The following is a 12,783-nucleotide window of genomic DNA, read 5'->3' on the forward strand; positions in this document are numbered from 1 at the left end:
CGAAGACAAGATGGTGCGTTTCGTGCGCGCCTCGATGAAGGGCTGGAAATATGCCATCGACAACAATGACGAGGCCGCAGGCATCGTCATGGACGGTGGCGGCCAGGACGAGAACCACCAGAAGCGGATGATGAGCGAAGTCGCCAAGCTGATCGACAATGCCGACGGCAAGCTCGATCCGGCGACCTACGAGCGCACCGCCAAGGCGCTGCTCGACCAGAAGATCATCACCAAGGAGCCGAAAGGCGCCTACACCACCGCCATCACCGACAAGGCGGTCAAGTAAGCCTAGCCGGCAATATCTTGATATTGACGAACGGCGCCTCTGTCAGAGGCGCCGTTCCTTTATGGTGTTCATGACGAAGCTGGTCTCGATCGAGGCGACGCATTTCAGCCGCGCGATCTTTTCCTTGATGAAGCGCTCGTACTGTTCGAGGCTGCCCGTCACCACCTTCAGCACATAGTCGCGCGAACCGGTGACGAGGTGGCATTCCAGCACCTCTTCCCAGCCGCGGATCGCGTCCTCGAACATGACGATCTCGTCCTCGTTCTGACGGCTGAGCCGGACGGTGGCGATGGCGACCATGCTCCAGCCGAAGGCGGCCGGATCGACCAGCGTGGTGTAGCCTCTGATGACGCCGGTCTCCTCCAGCCGCCGCACCCGCCTCAGACAGGGCGACGGCGACAAGCCTATCCGTTCGGCAAGCTCGTTGTTGGTAATGCGGCCGTCGGCCTGCAATTCTTGCAGAATCCTGCGGTCGAAATCATCGGCTATCTTTTGCTGCACTTTCGGCCTCTCCAGGCAATTTGTTGCGAGGATGCAGCCATGTGCGCCCAAAAATAGCAAGGACTGCGCGATAGGGATCGCATAAATTGCCGTGCGACACTCCTCGAAGAAGCAGGAAAAAGCCATGCCCGCGCCACGCCCGTCGAAAACCCATATCGGCAACCACAAGCTCCATCCGGAGACGCTGATGCTGAGCTATGGCTTCGATCCGCAGCTTTCGGAGGGCGCGGTCAAGCCACCGGTGTTCCTGACCTCCACATTCGTGTTCAAGTCGGCGGAAGAGGGACGCGACTTCTTCGACTACACGTCCGGCCGCAAGGAGCCGCCGAGCGGCACGGCGTCCGGTCTGGTCTATTCGCGCTTCAACCATCCCAACAGTGAGATCGTCGAGGACCGGCTCGCGATCTATGAGGGGACGGATGCCTGCATCCTGTTTTCGTCAGGCATGTCGGCGATCGCGACGACACTTCTCGCCTATGCTCGTCCGGGCGACGTCATCCTGCATTCGCAGCCGCTTTATGGCGGCACCGAGACGCTCTTGACGCGCACGCTTTCCGGCTTCGGTATCGGTGCTGTCGGCTTCGCGGACGGCGTCGACGTGACGGCGGTGCGCGCGGCTGCCGAAGCTGCAGTCAAAAAAGGCCGTGTCTCGGTCATCCTGATCGAGACGCCGTCAAATCCGACCAACAGCCTCGTCGACATCGCGCTGATGCGGAAAATCGCCGACGAGATCGGAGCAAGCCAGGGATCGGCGCCGATCATCGTCTGCGACAACACGCTGCTTGGTCCGGTCTTCCAGAGGCCCATCGAACACGGCGCCGATGTGTCTGTCTATTCGCTGACCAAATATGTCGGCGGCCATTCCGACCTGATCGCGGGCGCCGCCATGGGCAGCAAGGCCGTCACCAAACCGATCAAGGCGCTGCGCGGCGCGATCGGCACGCAGCTCGACCCGCATTCCTGCTGGATGCTTGGCCGTTCGCTGGAGACGCTGTCGATCCGCATGGAGCGGGCGAACGACAATGCGCGCATGGTCGCTGAATTCCTGCGCGATCATGCCAAGGTCGAGAAGGTGCATTACCTGCCTTTCCTGGGCGAGGATACGCCGGCCGGCCGCGCCTATAAGGCACAGTGCAGCGGCGCCGGCTCGACCTTCTCCTTCGACATACGCGGCGGACAGAAGGCGGCTTTCGCCTTTCTCAACGGCCTGCAGATTTTCAAGCTGGCTGTAAGCCTCGGCGGAACGGAATCGCTGGCCAGCCACCCAGCGGCCATGACCCATTCGGGGATACCCTTCGACGTGCGCCAACGTATCGGCGTGCTGGAGACCACGGTCAGGCTGTCGATCGGTGTAGAGCACCCGGACGATTTGATCGCCGACCTGACGCAGGCGCTGGCAGCGGTCTGACCGTCTCCGAGGCGCGCCTCGGCAACGAGGCTGAGGCGCCGTCGCGGCTTTGAGTTGGATAATCGCGGGAGGGGCGGGCAACCGCCTGTCTTTTCATCGGTCATCACATATGCGTGCGCCCAGGATACTTTTGGCCGGTAGATCGTTGTGTTGCTGTATCCATGCGCTGGGGGGCCGCAGGGTGTTGCATCCAACGGAGGTTTCTAAAATGCGCATGCAGTCCATTTCGCCGATCGTTTCGGCACTTGCCGTCTCTGTTTCTATCTTCCTTGTCTCGCCGGCCTTGGCCGACACGGAAAAGTTCACTGCGACGCTCGATGGCGGCCAGCAGAGCCCGCCCGTCACCACGAAGGGCAAAGGCACGGCCACTCTCACGTTCGACACGGCCAAGAAGAAACTCAGCTGGAACGTCAAATATTCCGGTCTCAGCGGCCCGGCGACGGCCGCGCACATTCACGGCCCGGCGGCGATGGGTGAAAACGCTGGACCCGTCATCCCGTTCAAAAAGCTCAAGAGCCCGATCAAGGGATCGGAGACGTTGACCGATGCGCAGGCCGCTGACCTCGAGGCCGGCAAATACTACGTCAACGTCCACACCGCCGCCAACAAGGACGGCGAGATCCGCGGCCAGATCGAAAAGGCGAAGTAGGATAACGTCGCCCCGGGGGACTGGGGACTGAAATACCTCGAAGTTAAGGAACAGCGTCCCCTCCGTCCGGTAGGATGGAGGGGACGTGACGCTTTTCGACCAACGTTGGTGCTCAGGCCTTGTCGCGGATCTGGGTCATCGTCCGGCTTGGCGTTATCGCCTCGGGGTCGAGCCTGATCTCGACGATCGCCGGCTTGCCGCTGGCGCGGGCACGCTCGAAGGCGGAAGCGAAATCCGCGGTCTTCTCGACAGTCTCGCCATGGCCGCCATAGGCGCGGGCCAAGGCCGCAAAGTCGGGGTTCTTGAGATCCGTGGCAACGACGCGGCCGGGATATTCGCGCTCCTGATGCATGCGGATGGTGCCGTAGATGCCATTGTTGACGACGACGACGATGATCGGCAGGTCATACTGGACGGCGGTGGCGAACTCCTGCCCGTTCATCAGGAAGCAGCCGTCGCCGGCAAAGGCAACCACCATGCGATCCGGGAACAGCCCTTTGGCGGCGACCGCGGCAGGGGTGCCATAGCCCATCGAGCCTGACGTCGGGGCTGCCTGCGTGGCGAAGCGGCGCGAGCGGTGGAAGCGATGCACCCAGGTGGCGTAATTGCCGGCGCCGTTGGTGAGGATGGCGTCATCGGGCAACACCTTTTCGAGGTAGTTCATGATCGGCCCCATCTGGACCGGGCCGGGACCGCTCTCCGGCGGCGTCGACCAGTCGAGATAGGCCGCATGCAGCTTTGGCGTCTCGGCTGCCCAGACGGGTACGGCGGCCGGCCTGCGCTTGGCGAAGGCTTGAACGAAGGCCGAAGGCGAGGCGTTGATTGCCAGTGTCGGCCGGTAGACGCGGCCGAGTTCGCCGGCATCGGCATGGACATGGACCAGCGTCTGGTCGGGGTAGGGGCTTTTCAGCAGCGTGTAGTCGGACGACGGCATTTCGCCCATGCGGCCGCCGATCAGCAGCACGAGATCGGCCTGCTTGATCGCGGTGGCCAGCTTCGGATTGATGCCGATGCCGACATCGCCGGCATAGTTCGGATGCAGATGGTCGAACAGCATCTGGCGGCGGAAGGAACAGCCGACCGGCAGCGACCACGCTTCGGCGATCGTGCGCATCTGCGCCACGGCCTCGGCATCCCAGCGGGTGCCGCCGAGGATGACGAATGGCCGCTTGGCCTTGGCCAGCAATGCCTCCAGCGCGTCGAGTTCGGCTTCGCCAGGCCGGGTTTCGACCGATGTGTGCGGCAAGGCGATGGGCGCTTCGACGACACTGGTCAGCATGTCTTCGGGAAGCGAGATGACCACCGGGCCGGGGCGGCCCGATGTCGCCACCGCGAAGGCGCGGGTGACGAATTCCGGGATGCGCGAAGCGTCATCGATCTCGACCACCCATTTGGCGATGTCGCCGAAGAAACTCTTGTAGTCGACTTCCTGGAAGGCCTCGCGCTCCTTGGCGTGGCTCGCGACCTGGCCGATGAACAGGATGACGGGAACCGAATCCTGCATGGCGATGTGGATGCCGGCGGACGCATTGGTAGCGCCGGGCCCGCGGGTGACGAAGCAGATACCGGGCTTGCCAGTCAGGCGGCCATGGCAATCGGCCATCATGGCGGCGCCGCCTTCCTGGCGGCAGACGATGGTGCGGATCGCTGAATCGTGCAGCGCGTCGAGCACCGCCAGGTACGATTCGCCAGGCACGCAATAGATGCGGTCGGTGCCGTTGGCTTCGAGTGCGTCGACGATCAGTTGTCCGCCAGTCTTCATTGTCCAGACTTCTCCAGTTCGGCAAGGATTTCTTGCGTGTGCTCGCCAAGGCGCGGCGAGGGACGCTCATAGACGAGCGCCGTGCCGGACATCACCATCGGCGCGCGCACCGATGGCAGAAGATTGCCATGGCCGTCGTCAAGGTCGAGCCGCATGCCGCGCGCGATCGTCTGCGGGTCGGCAAACATCTGGCCGATCGTGTTGATCGGGCTCGCCGGCACGCTGGCCGCCTCCAGCTTTGCCAGAAGCGGGTCGCGATCAAAGATCTTCAGCGCCTCGATCATGTGCTCGCGCAGCTTGACCCGGTTGGTGACGCGGGCAGGGTTGGTGGCGAAGTCGGGATTTGCGGGCAAATCGTCGAGCCCGACGGCGGCACAGAATTTAACGAACTGGCCGTCATTGCCGACCGCCAGGATGATGTGACCATCCCTGACCGGGACCACCTCGTAAGGCGCGATGTTCATATGCGCATTGCCCATCTGCACCGGCGACTTGCCGGAAACGAGATAGTTGAGGTTCTGGTTGCCGAGCGCCGAGATTTGGGTGTCGAAGAGCGCCATGTCGATGTGCTGGCCGTCGCCAGTCTGTTCGGCATGGCGAAGCGCCGCTTGAATGGCGATGACCGAATAAAGGCCGGTGAAGATATCGGAGATGGCGACGCCGGCCTTTTGCGGCTCGCGGCCGACCTCGCCGGTGATCGACATCATGCCGGCCATTGCCTGGATGATGAAATCATAGCCGGCGCGCGGCGCGTAGGGACCATCCTGGCCGAAGCCGGTGATCGAGCAGTAGACGAGGCGAGGGTTGATCGTCTTCAGGCTGTCGTAATCGAGGCCATATTTCTTGAGGCCGCCGAGCTTGAAGTTCTCGATCAGCACGTCCGACGTCGCGACCAGTCGGCGCACCGTCTCGGCACCCTCGGGCGTCGAGAAGTCGATGGCGATGGAGCGCTTGCCGCGATTGCAGGAGTGGTAATAGGCGGCCGACAGGTTCTCGCCGTCCTTGCCCATGACGAAGGGCGGGCCCCATTTGCGGGTATCGTCGCCGCCGTCGGGGCTCTCGACCTTAATGACATCGGCGCCGAGATCGGCAAGCAATTGCCCGGCCCAAGGTCCGGCAAGGATGCGGGCGAGTTCGACGACGCGGACGCCTTTCAGCGGGGGTTCGGCCATAAATCACCGTGGTTGCTGCAATCACTTTGATTGCTGCGAAAGCAGAGCCTCTATCAAGCCCGGCGGTGGCTGTCACGGCCCTTGCAATGGGCCAAGGTGCCAGTTCGACGCGGATTCGCACCGCTTTGGCCGCGTTATTGTTCTAGCAAGCCGTTGGCCCAGGTCGCGAAATCGTCCATGATGATGTCGCGGTTGACCTCGTTCAGGCTTTCGTGGCGGGTGTCGGCGTAAACCTTTGAAACTAGATTCGAAAACCCCATCATTCGCATGCGATTGGCAAGATGGGTGATCCCTTTGCCGTAGTCCGAGGCGGGATCCTTCTCGCCACCGACGACGCTGACTGGGAGATCGCGCCTGATGCCGGCAAAGCAGGCGTCCCTGCCACCATTCAGCGCCATGCCGACGACGTCGCGCCACATCGACACCGACGCGTCCCAACCGCAGAGCGGATCGGCGATGTACTTCGCCACCTCAGCCTCGTCGCGCGACAGCCAGTCGAACAGCGTGCGGTGATTGGGCACGGCCTTGCCCCAGGCCCGAAAGGTGAGTTTCGGCAGCAGGCGCGATGGGACATCTGAGCCCAGCCGCATGCGTTCCCAGCCAAGAATACCCAAGGCCAGCTGGCCGAGCAGGCGTTGCGAGAAGTTGCCGTTCCAGATCGCGGCCGCATGAACGCGTGGCGAGTGGTGCAACAGGAAGTTCAGCGCCACGGACGCACCCATCGAATGGCCAAAGAGGATGACCGGCAGGTTTGGCTGTTCGCGGGCGATGAGATCATGGACGGCGCCGACATCGGCGATCACCTTGGCGGGGCCATCCTGGTCGGCGAATTTGCCGAGTGGCGCATCGAGCGCCTTGGTCGCGCCATGGCCGCGATGGTCGTGGACATAGACGTGGTATCCGCGCGGGCCAAGAAAATCGGCGAAGCGGGCATAGCGCGCGGCGTGCTCTGCCAGCCCGTGATTGATCTGCACGACGGCACGTGGCCTGCCATCGGCCTGCCTGACGAAGAGATTGAGGTCGGCACCCGTCGGCGAGCGAACCACGCGCTGCTGGCTGAATGACATGCCGCTCGGTCTCCTGGTTCTGACCGCCATCGTGGCGCCGGCTTTGTTTGCGCCGGCACCGGTTTTGCGTCAATCCGCCCTGCCTGACTTTCCGCGACGATGTTTCTTGCGTTTGGCCAGCAAAATATCGCAATTCTGACATGGAGACAGCTTCAGTCTGTCGCCCACTTCTTCAGCCGGGGATTCCTATGCGCATTGGTGTTGTTTTCGGATTGGCCATGCTGGCGGCCTCGCTGGCCGGTGCGGCGCGTGCCGACGTCAAGATGAGGGGCACCTTCGTCGCCGATGCGGCCTGTCCGGCAACGCAAGCCATCAAGAATGGCAAGAATCCGGGCAACGTCTCGACCGATGCTGGACAGAGCTACCAGCTGCTTGCCGGTAACAAGGATGCGCCTACGCATTATCTCATCCTGGTGCCGGGCGCCGATCCGGAGCGCCGCTGGGTGAAGGTCAGCTGCGGCCACGTGTCCGGCAGTAGCGCCGCGACGGTGCCGGCAGCACCTGGCGGGCAAGGCAAGCCGGCGGCGTCGGGAAAGCCTGAATATGTCTTCGCGCTGAGCTGGCAGCCGGCTTTCTGCGAGACCAAGTCGAGCAAGACCGAATGCAAGGCGCAGAGCGCCGGCGATTTCGACGCCACGCATTTCACCTTGCACGGGCTGTGGCCGCAGCCGAACGGCAATTTCTATTGCCAGGCGACAGCGAGCGACAAGGCCAATGACAATCCGGCCCACTGGAAGGACCTGCCACCGGTCAATCTGGATGCCAGCACCCGCACGGAACTCGACCAGGTGATGCCGGGTACCGCTTCCCATCTCGAGCGGCATGAATGGATCAAGCACGGCACCTGCTACGGCAAGAGCCAGCAGGACTATTTCTCCGACGCGCTCAATTTGATGCGCGCGGTGAACAGCTCGCCGGTGCGCGATCTCTTTGCCAAGAACATCGGCGGCAAGCTGACGGCGGACCAGATCCGTGGCGCCTTCGACAGCGCCTTTGGCGCTGGGGCAGGGGACCGGGTGCGCGTCTCCTGCGTCATCGATCCGTCCAGCGGCAGGCGGCTGATCGGCGAACTGACGCTCGGCCTTGCCGGCCCGATCGGCCCAGACAGCTCGCTCAAGGATCTGCTGCTAGCTTCGGTGCCGACCAACAAGGCCGGGTGCCCGACCGGCACCGTGGACGCGATCGGGTTCCAGTAAGCACTGGCTGAACGCCGACGCCGGACTGTCGCCTTGCCTCGTCGTGGTGCTATGCTGCGCCGAGCATCATTCGGGCGGGGGTCTCAATGGATGGCATTACGAGCAGCGCGCTGGCGCGGCTGGCCTTCTGGGCCAAGGGCATGGTCGCGATAAACGATGCCCGCATGGAATGGCCTGGTTTTTCCTATACAGACTCGGAATGGGCGCGCATGCAGACGCTCTCCGAACCGATCAGCGCCGGCAGCTACCAGCTGTTCACGATCGTCAACGCGGTGATCTTCATCACCATTGCTGCGCTCGGCATTTTCGGCGTCTTCCTGCCGCTGGCGACAGTGCTGTTTCCCGTACCGGCCGAGACCAGCGCGCTGAAGTTTTCGCTGCTGCTGGCGGCCTGCGCTTTCCTCATCATCGGTCTTGGCCTGCCGATTTCGATGCGCCTCTCGGCAGTGCTGGCGGCCAGCAGGGCGGTGCGTGCGGCGCTTGTCGCTGCGCCCGGCGACGAGGCGCTAGCCTCAAGAGTGTCCTGGCAGATCAACCGCATCATGCTGATCATGTGCGGCCTGCTGGTGCCAGGCATACTGCTGTTCATAGCCTATGACATCGAAGCCGGACCGGTCATCACCGCACTGAAATGGCTGGCGATCGCCCTGATGGCGGTCTCCACTTTGGCCGGCGTTCGGCGGCAGAAAAAGTCGTCGTAAGCTTCACGGGACCGTGCTCTAGATCTGAGCGGATTTGGTCCATGCAACGGCGGCATCGGCCTCGTAGCCGTCCGGCTCGCCAACGACGCGATCGCGTCCGGTCGACTTGGCCTTGTAGAGACGCTGGTCGGCAAGCGCGAACAGATCGGCAAGGCAGCGCGTCGTTTCGCCGACGCTGGAGACGCCGGCGCTGACGGTCAGGTCGAAGCGGCTGGTGTTGGCGGAGGCCTTGACCGCATAGCGGATGCTCTCGCCGAACAGCCTGGCGACCGAGTGCGGACGCGAACTGAGGATGGCGAATTCCTCGCCGCCGATCCGGAACACCTGGTCTTCCGCGCTTGCCGCCTCGCCAAGCAGGGTCGCAACGGCTTTCAGCACCTTGTCACCTTCGGCATGGCCGAAACGGTCATTGATCGACTTGAAATGGTCGACATCGATGATCAGCAGGCTGAGCGGCTTCGCCGTGCGCAGGCTGACCTGGACGGCGGCTTCGCCATCTCTGTCGAAGCGGCCCCTATGCAGCAGGCCTGTCAGGCCGTCACGGCCGACATGTTCGACCAGCGCTTCGTAGCGCTCGCGATAGGTCAGCGTGTCGAAGATGTCGGTCAGTCCACGCGGTAGCGCGATCTGGCGTTCTTCGAACCATCTGAGATAGGCCACGAGCATGGTGCTATAGGTCAGCGCGGCGACCATCTTGGCAAACCAACCGCCGAAAAACACCGCGATCGGCGCGCCGGCGACGAAATGCAGCGCAGTGAAGAACCCCGCCTGGTCGAAAGTGAGCACGCAGGCGACCGAAATCAGGATGCGCGCGAACTGTGCCTTGCGCAGGTATCGCCCGAGCTTTTCATAAAGCAGGATGATCAGGATGGCGTCGACGAACAGCAGCGTCGTGCCCCACACCATCAGCCAGCCCATCTCGTCGATGAAACCGATGTCAGGGAGCCTGCCATCGGACAGCGGGGCGATGGCGTGCAGGCGCAACAGCAGCACCAGCCCGATCATCAGCGCATTGCCAAGCAGCAGACCATAGATCGGCTGACGGACGGTGGCGGCGTCCTCCTTCATGTAGAGCAGCAAAAGCATGACCAGCTTGCCGGAAAACAGCACCGCCGAGCCCGGCGAGACCATGCCGAACGGCAAGGCGACGTAAAAGACGCTGGCGAGGTAGGTCTCGAGGAAGTGCATGACGCCAAGCGCGCAGACGAAGACGCCGAGGCCGATGCGCTTCCTGAAGTGGAAAAGCGTCACCATGACGCTGAAGTAGACGACCGCTTCGGCAAGGAGCAGGAAACTGTTCAGCAATGCCGTCGATCCGATCTTTCTCCTGAATCGCGACAAGCCGGCGATTCCACTCGATCCTGTTTTGACGCCGAAGGGTTAACCGGAGCTTTCATCGCGCCCGGCCGCCGGCGGAAAACTTCAGGGTTGGCAGACACTTCCGCGTGTGACCGGCCAGAAGCGGCAAAAGCGATTGCCGTTCGCCGCCGCATCGCCTACATAGCGGCCAACCTCCATTCAATTTGACAAATCCAGTCAGTTTCTCTGGGCCAGTCAGTTTTTTCAGGGAAAGCGCGCGTGGCACGCCAGTTCATCTATCACATGGCCGGCCTCAACAAGGCCTATGGCACCAAGAAGGTGCTCGAGAACATCCATCTGTCCTTCTATCCAGATGCCAAGATCGGCATTCTCGGCCCTAACGGCGCCGGCAAGTCGACGATCCTCAAGATCATGGCCGGGCTCGACAAGGAGTGGAACGGCGAGGCGTGGCTCGCCGAAGGCGCCACCGTCGGCTATTTGGCGCAGGAGCCGGCGCTCGATCCGAAGAAGACCGTGTTCGAGAACATCATGGAAGGCGTCGCCGCCAAGACCGCCATCATCGAACGCTACAACGAACTGATGATGAACTATTCCGACGAGACGGCCGACGAGTCGGCCAAGCTCCAGGATGAGATGGACCGGCTGAACCTGTGGGACCTCGAACAGCAGGTCGAGATGGCGATGGAAGCGCTGGGCTGCCCTCCCAAGGACGCCGACGTCACCAAGCTGTCGGGCGGCGAACGCCGCCGCGTCGCGCTCTGCCAGCTCTTGCTGCGCCAGCCCGACCTGCTGCTGCTCGACGAACCGACCAACCATCTCGACGCCGAGACCACGGCGTGGCTGGAAAAGCACCTGCGCGCCTATCCGGGCGCGGTGATGATCATCACCCACGATCGCTACTTCCTCGACAATGTCACCGGCTGGATCCTCGAACTCGACCGTGGCCGCGGCATTCCCTATGAGGGCAATTACACCAAGTATCTCGAAGCCAAGGCCAAGCGCCTCAAGCAGGAAGGCCGCGAAGATGATGCCCGCCAGCGCGCCATCGGCCGCGAGCGCGAGTGGATCCAGTCGAGCCCGAAAGCTCGCCAGACCAAGTCCAAGGCGCGTATCCAGGCCTTCCAGGATCTCCTTGATGCAGCTGACAAGCGGCGGCCGACGGACACTCAGATCGTCATCCCGCATGGCGAGCGGCTCGGCAATGTGGTGATCGAGGTCGACAGCCTGTCGAAGGGCTTTGGCGACACGCTGCTGATCGACGGCCTGGAATTCAAGCTGCCGCCCGGCGGCATCGTCGGCGTCATCGGCCCGAACGGCGCCGGCAAAACGACGCTGTTCCGCATGATCACCGGCCAGGAAAAGCCGGATGCCGGCACCGTCCGCGTCGGCGAGACGGTCAAGCTCGGCTATGTCGACCAGAGCCGCGATGCGCTCGATCCGTCAAAGACGGTTTGGGAAGAGATTTCCGGCGGCGCCGAAGTGGTCAAGCTCGGCAAGTTCGAAGCCAATACGCGCGCCTATTGCGCGTCGTTCAACTTCCGTGGCGGCGACCAGCAGCAGAAGGTCGGCAATCTCTCCGGCGGCCAGCGCAACCGCGTGCATCTGGCCAAGATGCTGAAGACCGGCGGCAACGTGCTGCTGCTCGACGAACCGACCAACGACCTCGATACGGAAACGCTGGCGGCGCTTGAAGACGCGCTGGAGAATTTTGGCGGCTGCGCGGTCATCATCTCGCACGATCGTATGTTCCTCGACCGCCTGGCGACGCACATCCTCGCCTTCGAGGGCGACAGCCATGTCGAATGGTTCGAGGGTAATTTCGAGGATTACGAGCAGGACAAGATCCGCCGCCTCGGGCCGGATGCCGTCAACCCGCACCGCATGACCTACAAGAGGCTGACGCGATAAGGTTTTTTGGGCGGCGAATTCTCAAGCGACATGAGGAGCTCATATGGCTGATTGGTCCGCCGCCCAGTATCTGAAATTCGAGGACGAGCGCACGCGTCCGGCGCGCGATCTCGCAGCACAGGTGCCGGTGGATTTCCCGCGCCGGGTCGTCGACATCGGATGCGGTCCTGGCAACTCGACCGAGTTGCTTGTCGAGCGCTGGCCGGATGCGCAGGTGAGCGGCTTCGACACGTCGCCCGACATGATCGAGAAGGCGAGGGCGCGCCTGCCTGATGTCACCTTTGATCTGGCAGATGCCTCCAACTGGCAGCCGGGGGTGCCGGTCGATGTGATCTTCGCCAATGCGGTCTTCCAGTGGCTGCCGCAACATCCGGCTGTCTTCCAGCGGCTGATGGGTTTTTTGGCCCCGGGCGGCGCGCTGGCCATTCAGATGCCCGACAATATGGGCGAGGACTCGCACCGCTTGATGCGGGAGACCGCGGCCGAAATGCCGTTTGCTGACAAGATCAAGGGTGCGGCGCGCGCTCCGCTGCCGTCGGTTTCGTTCTATTATGATCTGTTGTCGCCGCTCAGCGATCGGCTGGACATCTGGCACACCATCTACAACCATCCGCTTGCCGACGCAGAGGCGATCGTTGAATGGGTGGAATCGACCGGGTTGAAACCGTTCCTCGATCCGCTCGAGGCGGACGAGCGCAAAATGTTCCTCGACAGCTACACGGCGAAGATCGCCGAGGCCTATCCGCAGACGGCGAACGGCAAGGTGCTTTTGCGCTTTCCGCGCATCTTCATCGTCGCCAAGCGGGCCTGATT

At 62.8% G+C, this 12,783-nt stretch carries 11 protein-coding genes and 1 pseudogene; 7 read left to right on the forward strand and 5 right to left on the reverse strand.

Annotated elements, in window-relative coordinates; translation table 11 throughout:
- Positions 1 to 286: pseudogene (locus CGZ66_RS19230) on the forward strand (ABC transporter substrate-binding protein); the annotation flags it as partial.
- 42 nt (positions 287 to 328) lie between these two features.
- On the opposite strand, the gene CGZ66_RS19235 reads toward CGZ66_RS19230, so the two are convergent.
- Positions 329 to 787, reverse strand: coding sequence for an Lrp/AsnC family transcriptional regulator (locus tag CGZ66_RS19235; protein WP_095087937.1), 459 nt, complete (start codon positions 785 to 787; stop codon positions 329 to 331).
- Between the two features lie 124 nt (positions 788 to 911).
- Between CGZ66_RS19235 and CGZ66_RS19240 the strand changes: the two genes are divergently transcribed.
- Positions 912 to 2,195: a cystathionine gamma-synthase family protein gene (locus CGZ66_RS19240; RefSeq protein WP_095086806.1), complete on the forward strand. Its 1,284-nt coding sequence runs from the start codon at positions 912 to 914 to the stop codon at positions 2,193 to 2,195.
- Between the two features lie 208 nt (positions 2,196 to 2,403).
- Entirely contained in the window at positions 2,404 to 2,844 is a 441-nt protein-coding gene (locus CGZ66_RS19245) for a CHRD domain-containing protein (RefSeq protein ID WP_095086809.1), read from the forward strand.
- Between the two features lie 112 nt (positions 2,845 to 2,956).
- On the opposite strand, the gene CGZ66_RS19250 is transcribed toward CGZ66_RS19245, so the two are convergent.
- The 3 genes from CGZ66_RS19250 to CGZ66_RS19260 all read right to left on the reverse strand — a co-directional run bounded on the left by CGZ66_RS19250 (position 2,957) and on the right by CGZ66_RS19260 (position 6,845).
- Positions 2,957 to 4,606 (reverse strand): thiamine pyrophosphate-binding protein, encoded by a 1,650-nt coding sequence (locus tag CGZ66_RS19250; protein ID WP_095086812.1) that lies wholly within the window; start codon positions 4,604 to 4,606, stop codon positions 2,957 to 2,959.
- On the reverse strand, positions 4,603 to 5,778 hold the full coding sequence (locus CGZ66_RS19255) for a CaiB/BaiF CoA transferase family protein (protein WP_095086815.1): 1,176 nt from the start codon (positions 5,776 to 5,778) through the stop codon (positions 4,603 to 4,605). Before CGZ66_RS19255 ends, CGZ66_RS19250 begins: the two co-directional genes overlap by 4 nt.
- A 134-nt stretch (positions 5,779 to 5,912) precedes the next feature.
- Positions 5,913 to 6,845, reverse strand: coding sequence for an alpha/beta fold hydrolase (locus CGZ66_RS19260; RefSeq protein ID WP_095086818.1), 933 nt, complete (start codon positions 6,843 to 6,845; stop codon positions 5,913 to 5,915).
- 188 nt (positions 6,846 to 7,033) lie between these two features.
- Between CGZ66_RS19260 and CGZ66_RS19265 the strand changes: the two genes are divergently transcribed.
- Positions 7,034 to 8,041 (forward strand): ribonuclease T2 family protein, encoded by a 1,008-nt coding sequence (locus CGZ66_RS19265; protein ID WP_095086821.1) that lies wholly within the window; start codon positions 7,034 to 7,036, stop codon positions 8,039 to 8,041.
- A gap of 86 nt (positions 8,042 to 8,127) precedes the next feature.
- Complete coding sequence (locus CGZ66_RS19270; protein WP_095086825.1) at positions 8,128 to 8,742, forward strand: hypothetical protein; 615 nt, start codon at positions 8,128 to 8,130, stop codon at positions 8,740 to 8,742.
- Positions 8,743 to 8,760: 18 nt separating this feature from the next.
- Here the strand turns inward: CGZ66_RS19270 and CGZ66_RS19275 are convergent, their stop codons facing one another.
- Complete coding sequence (locus CGZ66_RS19275) at positions 8,761 to 10,047, reverse strand: GGDEF domain-containing protein (protein ID WP_095086828.1); 1,287 nt, start codon at positions 10,045 to 10,047, stop codon at positions 8,761 to 8,763.
- Between the two features lie 273 nt (positions 10,048 to 10,320).
- On the opposite strand from CGZ66_RS19275, the gene ettA reads away from it, so the two are divergent.
- Together ettA and tam are read left to right on the forward strand one after the other, a co-directional pair.
- Positions 10,321 to 11,970, forward strand: a complete 1,650-nt coding sequence (gene ettA / locus CGZ66_RS19280) for an energy-dependent translational throttle protein EttA (RefSeq protein ID WP_095086831.1) — start codon at positions 10,321 to 10,323, stop codon at positions 11,968 to 11,970.
- Positions 11,971 to 12,013: 43 nt separating this feature from the next.
- On the forward strand, positions 12,014 to 12,781 hold the full coding sequence (gene tam, locus CGZ66_RS19285; protein ID WP_095086835.1) for a trans-aconitate 2-methyltransferase: 768 nt from the start codon (positions 12,014 to 12,016) through the stop codon (positions 12,779 to 12,781).
- Positions 12,782 to 12,783 lie beyond the last annotated feature (2 nt).

This window comes from Mesorhizobium sophorae (assembly GCF_002270415.1).
Taxonomy (GTDB): domain Bacteria; phylum Pseudomonadota; class Alphaproteobacteria; order Rhizobiales; family Rhizobiaceae; genus Mesorhizobium; species Mesorhizobium sophorae.

Coding starts and splice junctions, on each gene's coding strand:
- CGZ66_RS19250 (WP_095086812.1), bottom strand. CDS start 4,606: ATGAAGACTGGCGGACAACTGATCGTCGACGCACTCGAAGCCAACGGC.
- CGZ66_RS19245 (WP_095086809.1), top strand. CDS start 2,404: ATGCGCATGCAGTCCATTTCGCCGATCGTTTCGGCACTTGCCGTCTCT.
- CGZ66_RS19255 (WP_095086815.1), bottom strand. CDS start 5,778: ATGGCCGAACCCCCGCTGAAAGGCGTCCGCGTCGTCGAACTCGCCCGC.
- CGZ66_RS19240 (WP_095086806.1), top strand. CDS start 912: ATGCCCGCGCCACGCCCGTCGAAAACCCATATCGGCAACCACAAGCTC.
- CGZ66_RS19265 (WP_095086821.1), top strand. CDS start 7,034: ATGCGCATTGGTGTTGTTTTCGGATTGGCCATGCTGGCGGCCTCGCTG.
- tam (WP_095086835.1), top strand. CDS start 12,014: ATGGCTGATTGGTCCGCCGCCCAGTATCTGAAATTCGAGGACGAGCGC.
- CGZ66_RS19260 (WP_095086818.1), bottom strand. CDS start 6,845: ATGTCATTCAGCCAGCAGCGCGTGGTTCGCTCGCCGACGGGTGCCGAC.
- CGZ66_RS19270 (WP_095086825.1), top strand. CDS start 8,128: ATGGATGGCATTACGAGCAGCGCGCTGGCGCGGCTGGCCTTCTGGGCC.